21 protein-coding genes are annotated in these 19,722 nt (G+C 64.4%); 8 read left to right on the top strand and 13 right to left on the bottom strand.

The window, feature by feature from the left end:
- Positions 1-210: 210 nt before the first annotated feature.
- From LB565_RS28295 to lptF, 8 genes are all read right to left on the bottom strand, one after another.
- On the bottom strand, positions 211-390 hold the full coding sequence (locus tag LB565_RS28295) for a hypothetical protein (RefSeq protein WP_224589373.1): 180 nt from the start codon (positions 388-390) through the stop codon (positions 211-213).
- Between the two features lie 91 nt (positions 391-481).
- On the bottom strand, positions 482-775 hold the full coding sequence (locus LB565_RS28290; RefSeq protein ID WP_224589372.1) for a DUF1330 domain-containing protein: 294 nt from the start codon (positions 773-775) through the stop codon (positions 482-484).
- 73 nt (positions 776-848) lie between these two features.
- Complete coding sequence (gene rsmA / locus LB565_RS28285) at positions 849-1,694, bottom strand: 16S rRNA (adenine(1518)-N(6)/adenine(1519)-N(6))-dimethyltransferase RsmA (protein ID WP_224589371.1); 846 nt, start codon at positions 1,692-1,694, stop codon at positions 849-851.
- A gap of 7 nt (positions 1,695-1,701) precedes the next feature.
- Positions 1,702-2,736 (bottom strand): 4-hydroxythreonine-4-phosphate dehydrogenase PdxA, encoded by a 1,035-nt coding sequence (gene pdxA / locus LB565_RS28280; RefSeq protein WP_224589370.1) that lies wholly within the window; start codon positions 2,734-2,736, stop codon positions 1,702-1,704.
- A 75-nt stretch (positions 2,737-2,811) separates the two neighbouring features.
- Positions 2,812-3,735: a SurA N-terminal domain-containing protein gene (locus LB565_RS28275; protein WP_224589369.1), complete on the bottom strand. Its 924-nt coding sequence runs from the start codon at positions 3,733-3,735 to the stop codon at positions 2,812-2,814.
- Between the two features lie 221 nt (positions 3,736-3,956).
- Positions 3,957-6,368 (bottom strand): LPS-assembly protein LptD, encoded by a 2,412-nt coding sequence (locus tag LB565_RS28270; RefSeq protein ID WP_224589368.1) that lies wholly within the window; start codon positions 6,366-6,368, stop codon positions 3,957-3,959.
- Positions 6,368-7,450, bottom strand: a complete 1,083-nt coding sequence (gene lptG / locus LB565_RS28265; protein ID WP_224589367.1) for an LPS export ABC transporter permease LptG — start codon at positions 7,448-7,450, stop codon at positions 6,368-6,370. Before lptG ends, LB565_RS28270 begins: the two co-directional genes overlap by 1 nt.
- A 2-nt stretch (positions 7,451-7,452) precedes the next feature.
- A complete protein-coding gene (gene lptF / locus LB565_RS28260) occupies positions 7,453-8,649 on the bottom strand; it encodes an LPS export ABC transporter permease LptF (protein ID WP_224589366.1) in 1,197 nt (398 codons plus the stop codon).
- Positions 8,650-9,005: 356 nt separating this feature from the next.
- Here lptF and LB565_RS28255 point away from each other — a divergent pair, with 356 nt between their 5' ends.
- Both LB565_RS28255 and LB565_RS28250 read left to right on the top strand, forming a co-directional pair.
- The gene (locus LB565_RS28255; RefSeq protein ID WP_224589365.1) at positions 9,006-10,547 is read left to right on the top strand and encodes a leucyl aminopeptidase; all 1,542 of its coding nucleotides are present in this window, start codon (positions 9,006-9,008) and stop codon (positions 10,545-10,547) included.
- A 3-nt stretch (positions 10,548-10,550) separates the two neighbouring features.
- Positions 10,551-11,000: a DNA polymerase III subunit chi gene (locus tag LB565_RS28250; RefSeq protein WP_224589364.1), complete on the top strand. Its 450-nt coding sequence runs from the start codon at positions 10,551-10,553 to the stop codon at positions 10,998-11,000.
- On the opposite strand, the gene LB565_RS28245 is transcribed toward LB565_RS28250, so the two are convergent.
- Positions 10,997-11,893, bottom strand: a complete 897-nt coding sequence (locus LB565_RS28245; RefSeq protein ID WP_224589363.1) for a LysR family transcriptional regulator — start codon at positions 11,891-11,893, stop codon at positions 10,997-10,999. The genes LB565_RS28250 and LB565_RS28245 overlap by 4 nt on opposite strands.
- Positions 11,894-12,008: 115 nt before the next feature.
- Here LB565_RS28245 and LB565_RS28240 point away from each other — a divergent pair, with 115 nt between their 5' ends.
- A complete protein-coding gene (locus LB565_RS28240; protein ID WP_224589362.1) occupies positions 12,009-12,806 on the top strand; it encodes an alpha/beta fold hydrolase in 798 nt (265 codons plus the stop codon).
- A 99-nt stretch (positions 12,807-12,905) separates the two neighbouring features.
- Here the strand turns inward: LB565_RS28240 and LB565_RS28235 are convergent, their stop codons facing one another.
- From LB565_RS28235 to LB565_RS28225, 3 genes are all read right to left on the bottom strand, one after another.
- Complete coding sequence (locus tag LB565_RS28235; RefSeq protein ID WP_224589361.1) at positions 12,906-13,982, bottom strand: glycosyltransferase family 2 protein; 1,077 nt, start codon at positions 13,980-13,982, stop codon at positions 12,906-12,908.
- A gap of 5 nt (positions 13,983-13,987) precedes the next feature.
- Positions 13,988-14,905: a lysylphosphatidylglycerol synthase domain-containing protein gene (locus LB565_RS28230; protein WP_224589360.1), complete on the bottom strand. Its 918-nt coding sequence runs from the start codon at positions 14,903-14,905 to the stop codon at positions 13,988-13,990.
- A 240-nt stretch (positions 14,906-15,145) separates the two neighbouring features.
- The gene (locus LB565_RS28225) at positions 15,146-15,619 is read right to left on the bottom strand and encodes a carboxymuconolactone decarboxylase family protein (protein WP_224589359.1); all 474 of its coding nucleotides are present in this window, start codon (positions 15,617-15,619) and stop codon (positions 15,146-15,148) included.
- A gap of 135 nt (positions 15,620-15,754) precedes the next feature.
- Between LB565_RS28225 and LB565_RS28220 the strand changes: the two genes are divergently transcribed.
- From LB565_RS28220 to LB565_RS28210, 3 genes are read left to right on the top strand one after another with little or no spacing between them, the layout of a single operon-like run.
- Positions 15,755-16,375, top strand: a complete 621-nt coding sequence (locus tag LB565_RS28220; RefSeq protein WP_224589358.1) for a TetR/AcrR family transcriptional regulator — start codon at positions 15,755-15,757, stop codon at positions 16,373-16,375.
- Positions 16,376-16,408: 33 nt separating this feature from the next.
- Positions 16,409-17,035 (top strand): hypothetical protein, encoded by a 627-nt coding sequence (locus LB565_RS28215; RefSeq protein ID WP_224589357.1) that lies wholly within the window; start codon positions 16,409-16,411, stop codon positions 17,033-17,035.
- 58 nt (positions 17,036-17,093) lie between these two features.
- Positions 17,094-17,942 (top strand): 23S rRNA (adenine(2030)-N(6))-methyltransferase RlmJ, encoded by an 849-nt coding sequence (locus LB565_RS28210; RefSeq protein ID WP_224589356.1) that lies wholly within the window; start codon positions 17,094-17,096, stop codon positions 17,940-17,942.
- A gap of 15 nt (positions 17,943-17,957) precedes the next feature.
- On the opposite strand, the gene LB565_RS28205 is transcribed toward LB565_RS28210, so the two are convergent.
- Positions 17,958-18,713, bottom strand: a complete 756-nt coding sequence (locus tag LB565_RS28205) for an AraC family transcriptional regulator (protein WP_224589355.1) — start codon at positions 18,711-18,713, stop codon at positions 17,958-17,960.
- Positions 18,714-18,895: 182 nt separating this feature from the next.
- Between LB565_RS28205 and LB565_RS28200 the strand changes: the two genes are divergently transcribed.
- Positions 18,896-19,318: a VOC family protein gene (locus LB565_RS28200; RefSeq protein WP_224589354.1), complete on the top strand. Its 423-nt coding sequence runs from the start codon at positions 18,896-18,898 to the stop codon at positions 19,316-19,318.
- A 34-nt stretch (positions 19,319-19,352) separates the two neighbouring features.
- Positions 19,353-19,715: a DoxX family protein gene (locus tag LB565_RS28195; RefSeq protein ID WP_224589353.1), complete on the top strand. Its 363-nt coding sequence runs from the start codon at positions 19,353-19,355 to the stop codon at positions 19,713-19,715.
- The last annotated feature ends 7 nt before the right edge of the window (positions 19,716-19,722 follow it).

Raw genomic sequence — 19,722 nt, 5'->3', positions numbered from 1 at the left:
CGCATGCCCCGTCCCTTTCTGAGTCTCGACAACCAGAAGGTAGACGGAAAACCGCCGTCTTACGGGGCATGCGCATGCGGCATTTCGATTCACCCCTCTCTTTCCCCGGACAGCCCTGCGTTTACGGGGAGAAGGTGGCCCGAAGGGCCGGATGAGGGGCAGCGCCGACCTGTGGCGGCTCGCGAAACGCAAAGGTCGACTAGGATATCCTCACTTGGTACCCGCTGCCGTCGCCCGTCTCTCGGCAAAGTGGACCTTGGCCTGATCGTCGGAAGCGTCGGGCCGGCTGTCGTCGAGGGCTTGCTGAACCTTGGCGCGAAACCGCACGTCATACGCTTCGTTGTGCCGAGCTTTTTCCCCGATCAACGCCCTGCGTTCGTCGCTGTTCAATCCTTTGGCGTCCTTGCTCCGGCGAGAGGCGACAATTTTGTTTTTCAGGGGGGCATACTATCACGCCGCGGCTTTCGGGCAATTGACCGCCTCACAACCTGATGCCATCGACCAGAATGAGGTTGCGGCTCAGCGCTTTGTCGCGAACCTCAAGTGCGGCTGCGTATTCGTCAGAGTGGTACCAGCGTCGCGCGGTGTCGATATCGGGAAATTCGACGACGATCAGCGGTCCGGGCTGCCAGTTACCTTCCAGGATTTCCACTTCGCCGCCACGGACAAGGTAGTGTCCGCCGTACGCAGCGATGGAGGCTGCGGCTCGGTTCCGATAGGTGTCGAATGCAGTTCGGTCGCGGATCGTAACGTCGGAAATGACATAGACGGGCATGGCATGCTCCTGGCTGGGGTTCGCCGTGGCTATCTATTGCGCCAGCTTCCGTGTTCCAGTAAGGCGTCCGCGATCAAACCGCGTTGGTCAACCTGACGAACTCCTCCACGCTCAGCGTCTCCGCCCGCCGCGTCGGGTCGATGCAGGCCCGCGTCAGCAACGCCTCGCCGCCCAGGCTCTTCACGCTTTGCCTGAGCATCTTGCGGCGCTGGCCGAAGGCGGCCTCGGTGACGCGGCCCAACTTTCTGGCGTCCACGGGCAGGGGAGCTGGGCGTGGCACCAGATGCACGACGGAGGAGGTGACCTTTGGCGCGGGCGTGAACGCCTGCGGCGGCACGTCGAAGGCGATCTTCGCCTCGGTGCGCCAGCCCGCCAGGACGCCGAGCCGGCCGTAGGGGTCGCTGCCCGGCCCCGCGGTGATGCGCTCCGCCACCTCGCGCTGGAACATCAGCGTCATCGACTGGTAGAAGGGCGGCCAGTCGGCCACGGTCAGCCAGCGGATCAGAAGCTCGGTGCCGATATTGTACGGCAGGTTGGCAACGATCTTCACCGGCCCGCCATTCGCCCCGCCGGCAAGTGCGGCGAAATCCGTCTTCAGCGCATCGCCGGGAATGATCTCGAGCCGGCCAGGATAATGGCTGGAGACCTCTGCCAGCGCCTCCAGGCAGCGCTCGTCGCGCTCGATGGCGATCACGCGATGCGCACCATTGAAGAGCAGTGCGCGTGTCAGCCCGCCGGGGCCTGGGCCGACCTCGATCACCGTCGCCCCGCCGAGATCGCCGGCCGCGCGCGCGATCCTGCCCGTCAGGTTGAGGTCGAGCAGAAAATTCTGCCCGAGCGCCTTCTTGGCCTGCAGGCCGTGCCGCTCGATCACTTCGCGCAGCGGCGGCAATCCGTCGATCGTGGTGCGCCCGTTCAATTGAGCCTCATGCGGCGGCGACCCGCCGTCCGCCGTGGGTCAGCCGGCGCGCCAGCCTCAGCGCGGCGATCAGGCTGTCGGGGCGCGCTATGCCCTTGCCGGAGATGTCGAAAGCGGTGCCGTGATCGGGCGAGGTTCGGATGAAGGGCAGACCAAGCGTCACGTTCACCGCCTCGTCGAAGGCTAAGGTCTTGGCCGGGATCAGCGCCTGGTCGTGATACATGCAGAGCGCCGCGTCATAGGAGGCGCGCGCACGCGGATGAAACATGGTGTCCGCCGGCAGCGGCCCGACCGCGTCGATGCCTTCCGCTTTCAACATCTCGACCGCCGGGGAGACAATCGCGGCATCCTCGGAGCCCATCGCACCGCCTTCGCCGGCATGCGGGTTGAGCCCGGCGATCGCAAGCCTCGGCCGGGCGATGCCGAAACGGCTCTTGAGATCGGCGGCGGTGATGCGCGCGGTCGTGACGATCAGCTCCGTCGTGAGCACCTTAGGCACGTCGGCCAAAGCGATGTGGATGGTCACCGGAACGGTGCGCAGATCCGGTCCGGCCAGCAGCATCACCGGCGTCACGTCCCTGCCGGTGTGGCGTGAGGCCAGATGCGCCAGATATTCGGTGTGGCCGGGAAAACCAAACCCGGCATCATAGAGCGGCTTCTTGGCGATCGGGCAGGTGACCATCGCCGCGGCGCGGCCAGCGAAGCAGTCCGCAACGGCACGGTCGATAGCTTCGATCGTGCCGGCGGCATTGGCCGGGTCCGGCTCTCCCGGGCTGTCGAAATGGCGCGCATCGAGCGGTACAACGGGGAGGGCCCGGGCAAAATAGTGCGCTGCCTGCCCCGGCAGCGTCTCGGCAATCGTGACATTCGCGCCGACCAGCTGCGCGCGGGCTTCGATCAAAGTGGGGTCGGCAATGAGATAGAAGGGCGGCACGCCGGCGCTGTCGCCCGCCTGCCAGGCGGCAATGGCGATCTCGGGTCCGATGCCGGAGGGGTCGCCGACGCTGAGCGCAAGCGGGGCATCGGTCTTCTGTCCGCTCATGCGAGCGCGCGGATCGGACCGCTGACGCATCGGCGGAAGGTGGACTTGTTGCGGTGTCGAGACACGCCCGTCGCTCTAGCGTTCGACGATCTTGGCCTTCTGGCGCAGCTCGGCGACATATTTCTTGCTGAGTTCGTCGGCGTCCTTGTCGTTGCTGCCTTCGGCCTGGAACACCATTTGCGCGGCCTTGTCGTCGGAGACCTCGCGCGAGGAGCAGACGCCGATGAACTCGACGCCGCGTTCGGTCTCGCGCGTCGGCGTCGCGCCGCCGACCTTGGTCGCCTTGATCTGCTCGGCCCAGTCGGACGGCAGTTGCGGCGCCAGCACGCGACCGAGGTCGCGCACGGTGACATCGAGCAGGCCCTTGGCGAACTCGCGCGTGGTGTTGCAGCCGCTGAAGCGGGCACGCATGGCATCGGCCTCGCGCTTGCGTTTGGCGAGCGTGGCGGAGCGCTCCGAAGCCGGTACCACGAAGATCACCTGCTGCAGCATGTATTCCGTCGCGGTCGGCTTGGCGCCGCCCTTGTCGAGCATGCGCCGCACGGCGTCCTGCTCGGTCACCGATCCGCCTTCGCCGGAGCGGTAGCGCGCGCCGAGCGCCTGGTTCCAGGCCATCTGGGCACGGATGAATTCCTTGAAGTGCTCCTTGGTGACGCCTGATTGCGCCATGATAGCGTCGAGCTTCGCCAGCGGCATCTTGTTGCCCGATGCGAAGCGCTGGTAGGCGGCCTCGACTTGTTGATCGGAGATGCGGATTCCGAGCCGCTTTGCCTCGGCCAGCCGCAGCGTCTGGTCGATCATCTCTTCCTTGGCATCACCTTTCTTATGCTGCAGCTTGAAGAAGGCGGCGCGGTGCGCGATGTCGCCGGAGGTGATCGGGATGCCGTTGACGACATACTTGATCTCCGCGGCGAAAGCAGGCTGCACGACAGCCGTGACCGAAACCGAGGCCGCCACCACCAGAAGCGCGAATCCCGCTGAAAACAGGTATTTCCTCATCTTACCTTCCAATTTCCCCGCTGCGAAAGGCGCTGCGCGTCCTCCGAACGCCGGCGCGATGCACTTGACCCCATGCCCATTTTATGCGGCGAAACGATGTCGCCGGCGCATGACGCCGATAATCAGGCCCATTTTCGAAGGAACACGCTCCAAATCAAGACCAAAGCCCACATCAGCGCCCAGCCGACGCACGGCTCGGAGGCCGGGCGCCTGCCGCCAGGTCACTGGACGGTATCGACCGCGCTTGTTGACGAACCGAAATCGCCGAGCGTGCGGAACGACAGGTTGAAACCGATGTTCTGCGACACTTCCTTCGTGACGGTGTCGCGCGTCTGCGAATACGTCATGATGTAGGTGAAGCAGGAATCGTTATAGGCGAAGCCGACGCCGTCCTTGACCAGCACATGTGTCTCGAGGTCATAGGTGCCGGTGCCGAACAGCCGCCAGTTCTGCGCCAGATGCGTCGAGGCGCCGAGCGTGACCTCATGGCGGTCGGTGGCAAAGCCATAGAGCGGCTGCGCCTCGATGAAGGCATATTTGGCGCTGAGCGATATCGGCAGGCCGGAATAGGCAGCCTTCACTTCGGCGCGCCTGACCTCCCAAGTCTGCTCGTCGAAACGCCCGCTCAGCGAGCCGGAGAAACCGCTCGGGCTGTTGAAGCCGACAAGGCCGACATAATCCGAGCTCCGTTTGTCCAGGCCGGACTCGGCCCCAACATTCACGAGATCGGGTGCAGCAAAAGAGTTTTCGCCGGCGAGCTGATAGGACTGGCCGAAGATGGCGTTCGTGGCCCAGCCATTGTCATAGGCTCCCGAGTACCGGAAGCCGACATTGGCGCGCGTGCCGCCCTCGATCCGGTCATAGCCGGAGAATTTATCCCTCTCGAACAGCGTCGTGGCGTCGAAGACGAAGCTCTGCGCGTCTTCGTTGGGGACGGCCAATCCGCCGACATATTGCTCGTTCGGACGCACGAAGACCTGCGCCGTCGGCTCCAGGATATGGCTGGAGTTCGCCATCGAGAACAGGAGCGGCCAACGCGCCTCGAGGCCAAGGGTCGCCATGTAGCGGGCAAGCGAGGAGCGCATGTCGACATCTTCGCCGAGATTCGTCCCCATCTGGTTGACGGCGGCGAGCGAAGCCGAATTGGCGTTGACATAACCGGCGTCGCCGCGGAACGCCAGCAACGGAGTCAGCTGCAGGCCGCCATCGGTGGTGAAGGTGCGCTTCCACTCGGCTTCCGCGCTCAGCCGGCTGGACTCGCCTTCGATACCTCGCACATTGTTGATGGAAGTGGCGACAGCGGGGTTTGCGAGCACCGCGTCCAGCCGGTTGCGGCTGATGACGCGCGTATTGACGTTGAACGACAACTGGCCGCCGGCCACCGACGTGTCGGGAATATAGGCATAGTCGAGCGACGGCAGCACCCAGGGCTGCTTGGCGGAGCGCGCCGTTGGATCGCTGGAAAGCGTGTCCTCCTGCACCTCGAAGCGCATGGCGCGAACGTCGAAGTAATTGCGGTCGCTCAAGCCCGTCAGATAGATCGACGACTGGTGGACGAGGTCGCTATAGCCTTCGATGTTATAGGTGCGCGAAAAATTCTTGTCGGTCTGCAGCAGCACGTCCCAGCCGAAATCCCAGCGCTCGTTGATGGCGAACTGGCCCTTGGTGCCCATCATGCCACGGAACTTGTTCGGATCGTTGGCAGGCCCCGAATTCACGTTACGGCCGGCGGAATCGATGAACGCGTCGGGATCCTGCTGATTGATGCCGGCGATCTTCAGCGTGTACTGGCCGTTGTTGAAGCGCTGGCGCCACTCGGCCTCGCCGAGGAAACCCTGCTTGGTATAGCCGCTGCCGGTGACGGTCAGGTCATAGGTCGGAGACAGGGCGAAATAATAGGGGACTTTGACGCCGACGCCGAGATGGTTGTTGTAGACGATGCCGGGGATCAGGAAGCCGCTCTTGCGCTTCACCGTCGGGTCGGCGATCTCGAAGGCCGGCAGGTAGGCAAGCGGAAAGCCGAAGAATTCGAAATTCGAGTTCTCGAAGCGGACGGTCTTCTTCTCGCCGTTCCAGATGATCTTTCGCGCCTTGACGCGCCAGGTCGGCGCTTTGTCCGGCTTGTCCTCGCAAGGCTCGCAGGCGGTGTAGACGCCGTTGTGGAAGGTGGTGAGCACGCCGCCCATGCGCTCGGCGCTCTCGGCGGCGAAATAAGCCTTGTCAATCGTCTCGACGCGCAACGCGTTGAGAAAACCGTCGGCGAAATCGTCGGTGATGTCGATATGGTCGGAATTGACCTTGGTGCCGTCGCTGTTGATCAGCTCAACGGCACCGCTGGCGACGAGGCGCTTGGTGTCGCGATTATAGACCACACGCTGGGCGACCAGCTTGTTGCCGCCATAATCGATCTGCACGCCGCCGACGGCCGTCACCGTGTGCTTGTCGTTGTCATAGACAAGCGTATCGGCGGCCAGCAGCATCTGCGTGCCGGACGGGACGGGCTTGGCAGTAACCTGCTGCGCCAGCGCGGGTGCCGTCGGCACCGCACAAGCGAACAGGCATGCCAAAGCGGTCGCCCCATAGAGGCGTGCCAAACCGGCCTGCCTATGGCTGCGCAAAACCGCCTCCCTCACTAGCCGTCTTCCTTGTATAGCAGAAACGTCACCCCAAAGAACATAGCCACGACAACCGGAACCCATGCAGCCACCACCGTAGGCACGAATCCGGCTACACCGAATGCCTTGACCAGTACCGAAACGACATAAAGCAGAAAGCCGGCCACGACGCCACCCAGAATCATCGTTGCCGACTGCCCCATTCGCGCAAATCGCATTGAAACCGTTGCAGCAATCAGCGTCATGGCGATCAGAAGAAACGGCAACGCCACCAGCGAATCAAATTGCATGGCGAAGGCGTTTGCCTTGAGCCCGAAGGAACGGGCAACCTCGATCTTGCGCGGCAGCTCGTAAAAGGGGATGGTTTCCGGGCGCGCCAGGCGCTCCTGCACGAATTCCGGCTTGAGATTGGTCGGCACCTTGTCCGACGACAGCGCCTGGATATTGCCGCCCTTGAAGACCTTGACGTCCTGCAATTCCCAGTAACCGTCGCGCAGGAAGGCCTTGGCGGCATCCTTGCGCTCCGCGATGTCGCCCTGAGGGCCGAGGATGAAAAACACCGCATCCGCCATCTCCAGCCCCTGGTTGAGGATGGCGCGGGCGCCGATGATGGTGTCGCCCGATTCGGTCTTTTGCCTGAGCCACGGCGTGACGTTGGTCGTGACCGCATTCGACTTGCCGGCCCTGAGGTCGTTCTCCATCTGCTCGGACCAGGAAAAGCCATGCGCCGCGATCGGGTTGATGATGGCGACCGACAGCACGCCGAACATCAGCGCGCCGACGCAGCAGGGGAACAGGAATTGCCAGGCTGAGACGCCTGCCGAACGCGCGATGACCAGCTCATAGCGGCGGTTGAGCGACACCAGCGTCGCCATCGCCGAGAACAGCCCGACGAACGGCACCGTCTGCAGCATGATCATCGGCATCCTGAGCGCCGAAATGGCGAAGGCTATGCCGTAGGTGAAGCCGGGCAGCCCGGTCGTGCGGCCGGAAAGCTCGGTAAAGTCGATCAAGAACACCAGCGCCAGCAGGCCCAGGAAGAACCAGAACGTGATCGAGACGTAGCGGAAGAAGAAATAGCGGCCCAGCGTCCAGCCCATGGTCAGGCTCCCTGGCCCGAAGTGCGCCGGGCGAGCCAGAGCTTGAATGTCGTCCAGTTTTCGCCGGCGCGCTTGGCAAGGCCCGTCAGCCAGTCCGCCCAGCTGACCGGCAATTCCATGGTGCGGGACGAGACGATGAACCAGATCGAAACCGCGGAAGCGATGAGCGGTATGCCGTAGAGCAGGTAGACATAGTACCAGACCTTGTCGGCTTTACCGGCGGCGAAGAAGCCCAGCCATCGCACGAAAAGCGCGATCGCGATTGCCGTGATCAGCGGATTGATGCGCGCTTCGCGATGCGAGCGCGCGTCGCCCGCCACCGCAAGCGCGATCAGCGCGAACACCAGCGAATAGGACCATTCGGCGAAGCGCTGGTTGAGCTCCGCACGGTAGCTGCCCGGTTCTCGCTGGAACATCTTGTCGTTGGGATCCGGGTTGAGCAGATACGCCGTCGTGCGGTCCTTGGGCAAAAGCGTGATCTCGTTCGCCGCCGACATGAAGGCCGACATGTCGAAGGCGTAAGAGGTGAAGCGTATGACGGAAAGGTCGCCGGTCACCGATTTGCGGTTGATGACGCCGTCATTCATCATCAGCACCTTCTCGTCGCCCTTTTCGACGATGCTGCCGGTCTTGGCGTAGTAGGTGAGGCTGGCGCCTTCCTCGCGCGAATCGGCGACGAAGATGCCGCCCAGCCGGTTGCCGGGAAGCCGTTCGCCGACCTGCAGGTAGAGACCGTCGTCGATCTTGCGGAACGTGCCTTCCTGGATGATCAGCGACACGAGGTCGGCGCGCGAAGCCGCCACCAGCTGGCGGTTCTTCTGCCTGGCATAAGGGTCTATCGCGTTGTCGACGATGAAGGAAAAGGCGCAAGCAAAAGCCGCGAGCAGCAGGATCGGCCGCGCGATCGTCCAGCGCGAGGCGCCCGCGGCGCTGAGCACGGCCAGCTCCGAATCGGTGTTCATGGCGCTCAGCGTCTGCGCCACCGCGACCACCAGGGCGAACGGCACCACGATCGGGATGATGGAGGGGATGATGAGCGCCGCGACCTCGAAGAAGGTCAGCGCCGATTGGCCGTTGTCGGTGACGAGGTCGATCTTGGCCAGCACCTGCGTTGTCCACACGATCGCCAGCGTCCAAGCCAGCGCGGCGAGGAACATCGTCAGCGCCCGGCGCATGATGTAGCGTTCAACGACCTTCATGAAGGCTTTTCTCGATTTTGCCGAACGGCATCATGCCCGCCGACAAAGTAGTGATCCGGCGACGCGCGCACAACTGGGTCATAGGCGGCTCGCTCCGGATTGTCGCCCCATGCCGCGTGCCCCGGCGCGGCGGAGTCTCCGCGCCAATGAATAAGAAATGCAGAACATCGATGGTTAACAGCAGGTTACGGCAGCAAGCTAACGCCGCGCCGAGACGAATCCTTTGTCTATTGTGGCGCTGATATAGACAGCGATTTCGGCCAAGTCTTGCCAAATGGCTGAAAACGACCAAATGTCGCGCACGCTTGCCAAACCTTTGCCGACACCCCACGGCTATCCCCGAAAGCAGGAACCTGATGACGCCGAGACCCTCCATTTCCTTTGCCAAATTCGTCGCGCCGAAAAAGGGCAGCGTTTTCCTGTTCGCCGCCGACGGCGGCGGGCTCGGCGAGGCGGCGAAGGCCTGCGATCCGGCCGGCGCGCTTACGCGTGCCTTTCCGGTCGCGGATTTTTCCGGCAAGTTCGCAAGCTCGGTCGAGGTGCTGGCGCCGGAAGGAACATCTGTCGACCGGCTCGTGGCGATCGGCGCCGGCAACGTCTCAAACCTCGACGACAATGCCTGGCTGAAGCTCGGCGGCACCGTTGCAAGTTCGCTGCGCAAGGCGACCGAGGTGGCCATTGTCCTTGATCTGCCCGATCTGCAGCCTGACGGCCGCCAGGCGGCCAGCCTTGCCGCCGGCATCCTGCTGCGCAGCTATTCCTTCGATAAATACAAGACCAGGAAGGACAAGGAAGACGGGCAAACTGATACCAAGGGGGCTGATGCAAAGGGGGCTGCTGCCAAGAAGGCCGAGGCGGCAAAGCCGGCCAAGATAACCATCCATTGCGCCGACCCCGCGGCCGCGAAGAAGGCCTTCGCCGGCGAGGAAGCGTTGGTGGACGGCGTTCTGCTTGCGCGCGAGCTCGTCAACGAACCGGCCAATGCGCTGGGGCCGGTCGAATTCGCCGAGCGCGTCAAGGCGCTGGAACAACTCGGCGTCGAGGTCGAGATCCTTGCTGAAAAAGAGATGAAGAAGCTCGGCATGGGCTCGCTGCTCGGCGTCGCGCAGGGCTCGCCACGCGGCGCGCGCATCGCGGTGATGCGCTGGAACGGCGGCAAGGCCAAGGACGCGCCGCTTGCCTTCATCGGCAAGGGCGTCACCTTCGACACCGGCGGCAATTCGATGAAGCCGGCCTCGGGCATGGAAGACATGAAAGGCGACATGGGCGGAGCGGCCGCCGTCACCGGGCTGATGCACGCGCTCGCCGCGCGCAAGGCCAAGGCCAATGTCGTCGGCGTCATCGGCCTCGTCGAGAACGCCGTCGACGGTCATGCCCAGCGCCCCGGCGATATCGTCACTTCGATGTCGGGCCAGACGATCGAAGTGTTGAACACCGACGCGGAAGGCCGGCTCGTTCTGGCCGACGCGCTCTGGTACGCCAACGACCGTTTCAAGCCGAAATTCATGATCAACCTGGCGACGCTGACCGGCGCCATCATGGTAGCGCTCGGCCAGCATTATGCCGGCCTGTTCTCCAACAATGACGAGCTAGCCAGCCGGCTGTTCGGCGCAGGTCAAGCAAGCCAGGAGCGGGTCTGGCGCATGCCGCTCGGCCCCGAATACGATAAGCTGATCGATTCCAAGAACGCCGACATGAAGAACATCGGCGGCCGATATGGCGGCGCCATCATCGCCGCGCAGTTCCTGCAGCGCTTCGTCAAGGACACGCCCTGGGCGCATCTCGACATTGCCGGCACCGCGATGGGCGCGCCGTCGAGCGAGATCAACCAGTCCTGGGGCTCGGGTTTCGGCGTGAGGCTGCTCGATAGGCTGGTGCGCGATCACTACGAAGGGTAGGGGATGGCCGACATCCTGTTTTACCATTTGACCGAATCGACGCTGGAGGAGGCGCTGCCCGGCCTGCTCGAGCGCAGCCTCGAGCGTGGCTGGCGCGCTGTGGTGCAGACCGGCACGGAAGAGCGGCGCGACGCGCTCGACCAGCATCTGTGGACTTTCCGCGACGATTCTTTCCTGGCGCATGCCACCGACCGCGAGGCCTATCCGGCCGAACAGCCGATCCTGCTCACCGCGGGCGAGGGCAACCAGAACGCGGCGCAGATCCGTTTCCTCGTCGACGGCGCCAACCCGCCCGAGCTATCGGGATATGAGCGCGCCGTCTTCCTGTTCGACGGCCATGACGCGGCACAGCTCCAAGCCGCCCGCGGCCATTGGAAGACGATGAAGGAAGCCGGACACGCCGTGACCTACTGGCAGCAGGCGCCCGATCGGCGCTGGGAACGCAAGGCTTAGCGCCGAAGCGCTTCGCTATCCCGAATATGCCGCCACAGCGCCTCGGCCACAGGTCCGTGTGGCTTGTCGCGTCGCCGAACCGCCGCCACGCTTTCGGTGCGGCCGGGAATATGCCGGCCGGCAATGGAGATCAGCCGTCCGTCACGCAACTCATCCTCGATCAGCCATTCCGGCAGGTGGCCCCAGGCAAGCCCATGCAGGATCAGCTCCTTCTTCATCATATGGTCCGGTACCGAGCAGGAATGCGCGCCGTCGATGACGAAGAAATTCTCCGATGAAGGGCGCCGCGCCGTGTCGCGGATCACGCATTGGGTGAAGGGCCGCATCATTTCCGGCGTCACATTGGACCCGACCTCGCAGGGGAGGAAATCCGGAGCCACCACCGGCACGAAGGCGACTTCGCACAGATCGATTCGTTCCAGATGCGGGTCGGAGGTGTTGGCGCGGTGGAAGACGAGGTCCGCTTCGCCGTCCATCAATCGCTCGACCGGCCCGCCAATTGCTTCGTAGTCGAGATGCAGGCGCGTGCGCGGCTGCTCGGCGAAGAAGCGGCTGAGCAGGCCGAGCATGCTCGGCCGGGGGCAGACGTCACCCATGACGACGCGCAGCACGGTTTCCTCGCCGCTCGCGAGCTGGCCGGCATAGTCTTTCAGATGCTCGACTTCGCGCAACGCCAACTGTGCGCGGCGGTGGAAAAGGCGGCCTTCCTCGGTCAGGTTCACCCGATATCCGCCGCGGTTGAGCAGCGTCAGGCCGAGCTGCTCCTCCAGCCGCGCCACCGCGGCGAAGACGGAAGGGTGCGTCCGGTGAAGGGCCTTGGCCGCGGCCTGAAAGCTGCCCTGGGTAGCGACCGCGTCGAAACATCTGAGATCGTGAAGCTTCACGCTTTCCATGGTCGAAGAATCCTACAGAGATTGTCAGATCATAGTAATTTTCTTCGATAGTTGCCACGCCTAGCTTTGCCTCATCGAAAATCGCGCGAGCGCGCTGAAAGAATGAGGAGCGGAGATGGCCGACACACTTCACTTCACGGCGGGCGATGGCGCCCGCATCGCTTGCAGGCTGGACGGCCCGGAAGATCGTCCGGTGCTGATGCTCTCCAACTCCATCGCCACGACGTTCCATATGTGGGACGGCCAGGTTCCGGAACTCGCCGGATCCTTCCGTGTGCTACGCTATGATTTTCGCGGCCATGGCGGCTCCGATGCCCCGGCCGGCGCCTATTCGCTCGATCGCCTCGGCCGCGACGTGCTGGAACTGCTCGATTTCCTCGGACTTGCCCGCGTGCATTTCCTGGGCCTGTCGCTCGGCGGTTTCGTCGGCCAGTGGCTGGGCATCCATGCGCCGGAACGCATCGAGCGTCTGATCCTCTCCAACACCTCGCCGCATCTCGGCCCGGCGTCCTATTTCGACGAGCAGATACGCAACGTGCTTTCAACCGGCGACCTCGCGGCCACTGCGGACATGTTCATGCGCAACTGGTTTCCGCCCTCGATGCTTGCCGGCCGAAACGAGACCGTCGAAGAATTCCATGCCGCGATCCTCGCTATGTCGCCGCAAGGCCTCGCGGGATGTTTCGCCGCAGTCCGCGACGCCGATCTGCGCCGCCCGATTTCCCTGATCGTCGCGCCGACGCTGGTCATCGGCGGCAAGGACGACAAGGTGACGCTGGCGAGCCACAGCGAGGCGATCGCGGCCGCAATCCCTGGTGCCGAACTTCTGCTTCTGCCCGGCGTTCACCTGCTCAATGTCGAGCGCCCGGCGGAGTTCGTGGGGGCGGTGGCGGGATTCCTCCGGAAGCGATGATCCGCAAGTGCTGTATTTGCGAACGTCGCTATCGATCGCTTTTTGGCCAGATAGGGCGAAGCTCATGCAGCGGGGAATGCGCCTGCGGCGCCGACCGGGTCATTTCCGGCGCGGCTTCGCCTTTTCGGTCGCCGGCTTGCTCGGCCAATGCCAGCCGTCGCCCTCGCCATGCGCGGGCTGCGGCCGCGCCACATAGGCGAGCGCGCCGTTGGCCTCGAGATAGACCCGCGACAGCATCTCGGCGAGCACGCCCGACGTCACCGCCTGCAGCCCCGCAATCACCAGGAAGAAGCCGGTGATCAGCATCGGCCTTGTGCCGATATCCTGCCCCCAGAAAACCTTGATCGCGAAGAGGTAGGCAAGGATCAGCGAGCCGAGCACGCCGAGCACGATGCCGATGCCGCCGAAGAAATGGCCGGGCCTTGTGCGATAGCGCAGGAAGAAGAACATAAAGACGAGGTCCAGCACCACGCGGAAGGTGCGCGAGATGCCGTATTTCGACTGGCCGTGAATGCGCGCGTGATGCGTCACCACCTCCTCGGCGATGCGGCGCGGCGTGGTCACCGTCGCCAGCCAGGCCGGGATGAAGCGGTGCATTTCGCCATAGAGCCGGACGCTGCGGATGACGCTGCCACGGAACACCTTCAGGCTGCAGCCATAGTCCTTGAGCTTAACACCGGTGACGCGCGCGATCAGCCTGTTGGCGATGCGCGAGGGCAGGCGCCGCATCCAGAACCCTTCCTTGCGGTCCTTGCGCCAGCCGGCGACGAGGTCGAGATCCTCGGTCAGCAGGCGATAGACCATGCGCGGAATGTCGAACGGATCGTTCTGCAGATCGCCGTCGAGCGTCGCGATGACGTCGCCGCGCGCGGCGTCGAGACCGGCCTGCATGGCGGCGGTCTGCTTGTAGTTGCGCACCAGTTCCACGCCATGGACATGCGGCCCGTACTGAGCCGCGAGCCGGTGGATCTCGGCGGGCGTGGCATCCGTGCTGCCGTCGTCGACCAGCACCACTTCCCAGGGCTGGCTGTAGCTCTCCATCGCCTGGTGGATGCGGACAAGCAGCGGCTCGACATTGTCGGCCTCGTTGTACATCGGGATGACGATGGAGAGCTTGTGCTCGGGCATGACGGCGCCCTCGGGCAATCCGAAGGCCGGAATGGGAAGCACATTCATGGCGGTCATTTCCTTGCCGGTCCCGCGACCGGGGTTTCGGGCTGCGTCGCTTTCGAGGGAAACAGCCAGGCGATCGCACCGGTCGCGACCGCCGAGCACAGGATGAAGAGATGCAGCGCGAGCGCCGCCTGCAGGCCGTCCTTCATCGCGACGCCGGAATAGAGCAGCGCCGCCGCGGCGCCCGCCTCATAGGTGCCGAAGCCGGCGACGCCCTGCACCGGCAGGATCGCGGCTGCCTCCGCGCCGACGGCGCCCGGAAAGGCGGTCTGGAACGAGGTACCGAGCAGCATGGCGAGCAGCCAGCCCTGCACGCCGAGCTTCAGCGCCCAGTTGGCGATCGTCCACCACCAGCCGTAGCGCGAGCGCCCCGTCGCCTCGGTGAAGATGTCGCGCAATTTGCCGAGTTTCGAAACGATCCTGCCGCCCGTCGTCCAATTGTGCGGCGCGCGCGCCCAGCGCGGGAGGTACCATGCGGCGGCGATCAGTAGCGCGATGCCGGCGGCCCTAAGCGCCGGATGCAGGCCCGGCCAGACGAGGCAGGCGAGCACGCCGACGACGAAGGCGTCCTGCAGCCTGAACCACAGAAGCGAAGCGCTGGCGCGCACAATCGATACGCCGAACACCTGGCGCAACAGGATCGGGAAGGCCGTCTCGCCGCCGCGGAACGGCACGATGTTGATCATCGCGTTGTGGATCAGGATGATGCGAAGCGTGGCGCCGAAGCGGCCGTTCACATCGTCGCGGAACTCGTCGCAGACACGCAGCGCCCTGAGCACATAGGTGACGAACAGCGCCGCCGCGACCGCCACGAAGGCGCCTGGCGTGATGGAGGCGAAGGCATCGCCCACCATCTTCCAGCGCTGGTCGCTGGCAAGCCATGCCAGCAGCGCCAGGGTGACGATTATTGATATCGCTCGCTTCAAACAGGTCTCCAACGCGCCGCCCGGTTGCGGCGGAAGCGCCATCCGAAGGCCAGCAAAGGGGCAACTCTCGAATGCCGGCCCGGCCGGAGCCGGTCCGATGTCGGATCAGCGCCGGCTTTTTCAAGGCGCTGTTCCTATAGAGCAGCGGCGGCGGCGAATCCACAAGCTTGGTTGGAGCAGCGATCGGGGCGGCAAAAAAGCGGGCGGGCGTCGCGCCCGCCCGCTTTGACGGGATAAGTTTTATTCTCCGCCCATCTCTTTCTTGAACTGGTCGAAATCGACCTGCATGCCGTTGAAGATGGTGCTCCAGTGGCGCGTCAGCGCCGCCATGGCGACGGCTTCCTGGATCTCCTCGTCGGTGGCGCCGGCGTGTTTGGCGTTCTGGGTGTCCGACCAGATGCAGTAGCTGCAGGGGATCTGCGCCGCGACCGCCAGCGAGATCAGCGACTTCTCCTTCGGCGTCAGCGCCGTCTTGTCGCTGAGCTCGATGGCCTTGACCTCGGCCCAAGCGCCGGGCAGACCGGCTTTCGGGAACTGTTTGAGGAAGCTCGGCACACCGCCCATCGTCGACTGGACGTCCTTGAGGGCGGCGTCATAGTCGTCGGCCCGGGCAGGCGTGGACCCAAGCACGGCGGCAAACACGCCCGCGGCGGCGATGAGCGAGGCGGAACGAAGGCAGAAATGCACGGTTGAGACGATGCGAATGACCGACATGATGTTCTCCTCTGGTTTTTGCTAGCCTTACGATGTAAGGTGTGTGGAAGATGAACCTTACAGTGTAAGTTGTCAAGCGCGGCCATGGATGCATCGGGCAAAAAAAAGCGAACCCGCGGAAAACTCTCCCGCGAGATGATCGAGGATGCTGCCTTCGAGGTGATGGAGCGGGAAGGGCTGTCCGGCTTTTCGATGCGCAAGCTCGCCGCAAGGCTCGGCTGCGAGGCGATGAGCATCTACCACCACTTCCCTTCGCAGGCGCATCTCTATGAGGCGCTGGTCGATCGCCAGATGAGCGGGCTTGTCATTCCCGATGACAGCCGGCCTTGGCGCGAGCGGGCCCGCATCGGCATGCAGGAGTTCCGACGCGTCGCCACCGAGCACCCGGCCTTCGCGCCCTTTATCGTCGTCTACCGCATGAACTCGCCGCCCTGCCTCGCCAAGCTCAACGCCATCATCGGCCTGTTCGAGGATGGCGGCTTCGGCCCCGAGCTCAGCGCCCGCCTGTTCCGCGCCGCCAGCTATTATCTGATGGGCGCGATCCTCGACGAGACGGCCGGCTACGCCAAGGGACCTTCGGCGGTCACCACCGTAAGCAATGAGGAACTGGCGCGCGATTATCCTAACGTCATGAAGGCCGGCGCCTATTTCGGCCCCGCCGGTTTCGACAAGACTTTCGAGCTTGGCCTGGAAATGTTTCTGGACGAGATGGAGCGGGTCCGCGAAGCTGCGCGAGATGAACCCGCCAAAAAATAGCGGCGCTCTCGCCCCGGAAAACCAAGGCTCTGAATGCGCTTCCTCTGTGTCCTGCTCCTCATCGCCGGTGCCGCCATCGGCATCTTCTATCCCTGGGCGATGAGCAATTTTTCCGGCCATGCGATCGGCACGTATCGCGTCTATGAGGGCGGCCGCTTCCGGCCCGTCACCGTGCAGCTTGCTGCAAGCGATGCCCCGGTAAGGGTGCTGGTCGATCTGACCGCGCGGGCCGAACGGGTCGCAGGCCAGCAGCGTACGGTGCTGACGCTGACCGCGGCAAATGGCGGCCGCACGGCGCTGACCTCGGCGCTCTCCTTCAACCACACCGACAACCCGCGCCAGGCCAGCCCGCAGCTACCCGACAAGATCTTTCGCGACGGGGCCGGCGTCATCGATAGAGTCACGCCTGGATCTTACGTCTTCACCGTCGGCCCGGGCGATGCCGACGGCATCGACATGCGCGCGGTCGATCTCATCCTGCGCGCCGGCACCGGCTCGATCGACGAACGCGCGCAGCCGGCCGGCTATACGCTGATGGGCGTCGGCCTTGCCGGACTGGCGCTGTCGCTGGTCTTCGGGCGCCGCGGCGATGGCCATCCGCAAAATCCCAATTCGCAGCCGCCGCCGCGCTGGGGCCGCAACGGTTCGCCACGAACATGATGCCGAAAAGTGTGAAGCCGTTTTCGGTCGACATCATGCTCTCTAGAGGTAAGCGCGCATGAACTATCGCCACGCCTACCACGCCGGCAATTTCGCCGATGTCGTCAAGCATGCCGTGCTCGCGCGCCTCGTCGAATATCTCAAGCAGAAGGACAAGGCCTTCCGCGTCATCGACACCCATGCCGGCATCGGCCGCTACGATCTCGCCTCGGTGGAAGCCGGCAAGACCGGCGAATGGCAGGCCGGCATCGGCCGGCTGGCCGAGGCGACGCTGGAGCCGCAGGCGGCGGCGCTGCTTCAGCCCTATCTGGAAGCGGTGCGCGCGCAAAATGTCGACGGCGGCCTCAAGCACTATCCCGGCTCGCCGCTGATCGTGCGCCATCTCCTGCGCAGCCAGGACCGGCTGACGGCGATCGAATTGCACCCCGAGGATGCCGCGCGGCTGAAATCTGTCTTCGCCGGCGATTTCCAGGCAAGGGTGATCGAGCTCGACGGCTGGCTGGCGCTCGGCGCGCAACTGCCGCCAAAGGAAAAGCGCGGCCTCGTCCTCATCGATCCGCCCTTCGAGGAGGAGGGCGAGTTCTTGAGGCTCGTCGAAGGCCTGCAGAAGGCGCATCGGCGCTGGCCGGGCGGCATCTACGCGCTCTGGTACCCGATCAAGGATCGCAAGGCGGTGACGGCCTTCCGCGCGGCGCTGAAGGAGACAGGCATTCCGAAGCTGCTCGACATCGCCTTCGAGATCCGGCCCGCTTCGGACGAGCCCAGCCTCGACGGCAGCGGGCTGGTGGTGGTCAATCCGCCCTATACGCTGGAGAGCGAATTGCGGCTGATGCTGCCGGTGCTGCACAGAGCGCTCGCCGTCCGGCAGCCGTCGCGTTGGACGCTCGATTGGCTGGCAGGCGAGTAGGGCGCCTGCATTCGCTCAAGCCAGCGCGGCAGGCGTCACGCCGGTCAGCCGCCGGCTTTCGCGGATCAGATGCGCCTGGTCTGCATAGCCGGCCTCGATAGCGAGCAGCGCGGTCGAGGCTTCGCCCTGCTGCCGTTGCAGGCGCCGGAAACGGTGGAAGCGCAGGATGCGGTCGAGCGTCTTCGGGCCATAGCCGAAGGCGTCCTCGAAGCGCCGGCGCAGCGTCCGTTCGCTCATATGCAGCTGGCGCTGCAGGAACGGAACCAGCGGCGTTTCCGGCAGCAGACCTTTGTGGATGACGTCGAAGGCCCGGCCCATCTGCGGGTCGAGCGCTCTGCGTCCTTCCGTCCGCGCTCCGATCGCCTCTTCCAGGTGACGAAGCAGATCGGCAAGGTTGGGTGTCGGTCTGATGCGGTCGGAAAGCTCCCGGCAGCGCGTGCCCCACAATTCGCTGAGATCCAGCCGTCCGCCGACGATCTCGCTGGCCGGCACCCCCAGCCAGCCGGCGGCGGCGCCCGGACGGAAGCGGAAACCGACGATCACCGCGCCCGCGGCCGGCCGCTCGATCTGCGGATCCTTGTCCGGGCCGGCCACGCGAAAGCGGCCGTCGATCCATTGCAGGTCGATGGTCGCGTCCGGCGTGATGACGATGGGTGGAACGGCGCGCTCGTCCATGCGGTGGATCCAGACAGCTGAGAAGGCATCGGCCAGGCCGCCGGCGACGGGCCGCTCGCGAAAGAAGCCGGTTGTCTGCGCCAGGACCGGTTCCATTCTCTCTCCGATCTGCTCCAGCGGGAGTTGCCGGATCGGTGTGACGGTCATTTTGGCCGAAATATTCAATGCCGGCCACGTCATCCATGGCAAAACGGACGAACTTCACGGCGCTTCACGCGCTCGCATCGGACCGCGTCCGTTTGCGACTGTGGTCACGAATATAGAAAGGAGTGAGAGAAATGAAAGCTCGCATCACCGTATTGACGATCGGCGTCGACGATCTGGAAGCCTCCCTCAAATTCTATCGCGACGGTCTCGGCCTGCCGACCGAAGGTATCATCGGCCGGGAATTCGAGCATGGCGCCGTCGCCTTTTTCGAACTCGCCGGCGGCCTGAAATTGGCGATCTACGAGCGCGCCAACATCGCCTGGGATGCCACAGTGCCGCAAAGCGGCCGCAGCCCGACCGAGCTCACCATCGGCCACAATGTCGGCAGCGAGGCCGAGGTCGACTCCGTGATGGCCGAGGCCGTCAAGGCCGGTGCGCGCTTGGTCAAGCCGGCGCAAAAGACCTTCTGGGGCGGCTATGCCGGCTACTTCCAGGATCCCGACGATCATCTGTGGGAGGTCGTCTACAACCCCGCCTTCGTCCCCGAGGACTGAGCGGAGCAAAACACGCCGTAGAGAGGAGGCCGCCATGCCTGTTCAAATCGTTCAAGCGCTTGGCGCTCTCCTCATCGGCGGCGTCTTCACCTTCGCGGGCATCGAGCATTTCTTGAAATTCGGGGCGATGCGCGACTATCTGGCCACCCAGAAATTTCCGGCCCCGACCTTGATGCTGGCCGCCGGTTCGGCGGTCGAGATCATCGCGGGTTTCCTGCTTGCCATTGGCATGGCCCGGCCCTTCGCTGCCGGCGCCCTGGTCGTCTTCACGCTGGCGACGAACCTCATGCTGCTGCGTTTTTGGGCGAGCGAGGAACCGGAGCGTCAGGTGCTGCGCAATGCGTTCTTGATCAACATCGCCGTCATCGGCGGGCTGCTGCTTGCCGGCACGTTTTAGGTTGTAT

It is taken from the genome of Mesorhizobium sp. CA14 (genome assembly GCF_020165195.1).
Classification (GTDB): Bacteria; Pseudomonadota; Alphaproteobacteria; order Rhizobiales; family Rhizobiaceae; genus Mesorhizobium.
This window is presented reverse-complemented; position numbering and strand designations above follow the sequence as displayed.

Bases quoted from the DNA above. Each gene is read 5' to 3' on its own strand.
- LB565_RS28290 (WP_224589372.1), bottom strand. From the start codon at position 775: ATGCCCGTCTATGTCATTTCCGACGTTACGATCCGCGACCGAACTGCA.
- pdxA (WP_224589370.1), bottom strand. From the start codon at position 2,736: ATGAGCGGACAGAAGACCGATGCCCCGCTTGCGCTCAGCGTCGGCGAC.
- LB565_RS28275 (WP_224589369.1), bottom strand. From the start codon at position 3,735: ATGAGGAAATACCTGTTTTCAGCGGGATTCGCGCTTCTGGTGGTGGCG.
- lptG (WP_224589367.1), bottom strand. From the start codon at position 7,450: ATGGGCTGGACGCTGGGCCGCTATTTCTTCTTCCGCTACGTCTCGATC.
- lptF (WP_224589366.1), bottom strand. From the start codon at position 8,649: ATGAAGGTCGTTGAACGCTACATCATGCGCCGGGCGCTGACGATGTTC.
- LB565_RS28255 (WP_224589365.1), top strand. From the start codon at position 9,006: ATGACGCCGAGACCCTCCATTTCCTTTGCCAAATTCGTCGCGCCGAAA.
- LB565_RS28250 (WP_224589364.1), top strand. From the start codon at position 10,551: ATGGCCGACATCCTGTTTTACCATTTGACCGAATCGACGCTGGAGGAG.
- LB565_RS28245 (WP_224589363.1), bottom strand. From the start codon at position 11,893: ATGGAAAGCGTGAAGCTTCACGATCTCAGATGTTTCGACGCGGTCGCT.
- LB565_RS28240 (WP_224589362.1), top strand. From the start codon at position 12,009: ATGGCCGACACACTTCACTTCACGGCGGGCGATGGCGCCCGCATCGCT.
- LB565_RS28235 (WP_224589361.1), bottom strand. From the start codon at position 13,982: ATGAATGTGCTTCCCATTCCGGCCTTCGGATTGCCCGAGGGCGCCGTC.
- LB565_RS28225 (WP_224589359.1), bottom strand. From the start codon at position 15,619: ATGTCGGTCATTCGCATCGTCTCAACCGTGCATTTCTGCCTTCGTTCC.
- LB565_RS28220 (WP_224589358.1), top strand. From the start codon at position 15,755: ATGATCGAGGATGCTGCCTTCGAGGTGATGGAGCGGGAAGGGCTGTCC.
- LB565_RS28215 (WP_224589357.1), top strand. From the start codon at position 16,409: ATGCGCTTCCTCTGTGTCCTGCTCCTCATCGCCGGTGCCGCCATCGGC.
- LB565_RS28210 (WP_224589356.1), top strand. From the start codon at position 17,094: ATGAACTATCGCCACGCCTACCACGCCGGCAATTTCGCCGATGTCGTC.
- LB565_RS28205 (WP_224589355.1), bottom strand. From the start codon at position 18,713: ATGGAACCGGTCCTGGCGCAGACAACCGGCTTCTTTCGCGAGCGGCCC.
- LB565_RS28200 (WP_224589354.1), top strand. From the start codon at position 18,896: ATGAAAGCTCGCATCACCGTATTGACGATCGGCGTCGACGATCTGGAA.
- LB565_RS28195 (WP_224589353.1), top strand. From the start codon at position 19,353: ATGCCTGTTCAAATCGTTCAAGCGCTTGGCGCTCTCCTCATCGGCGGC.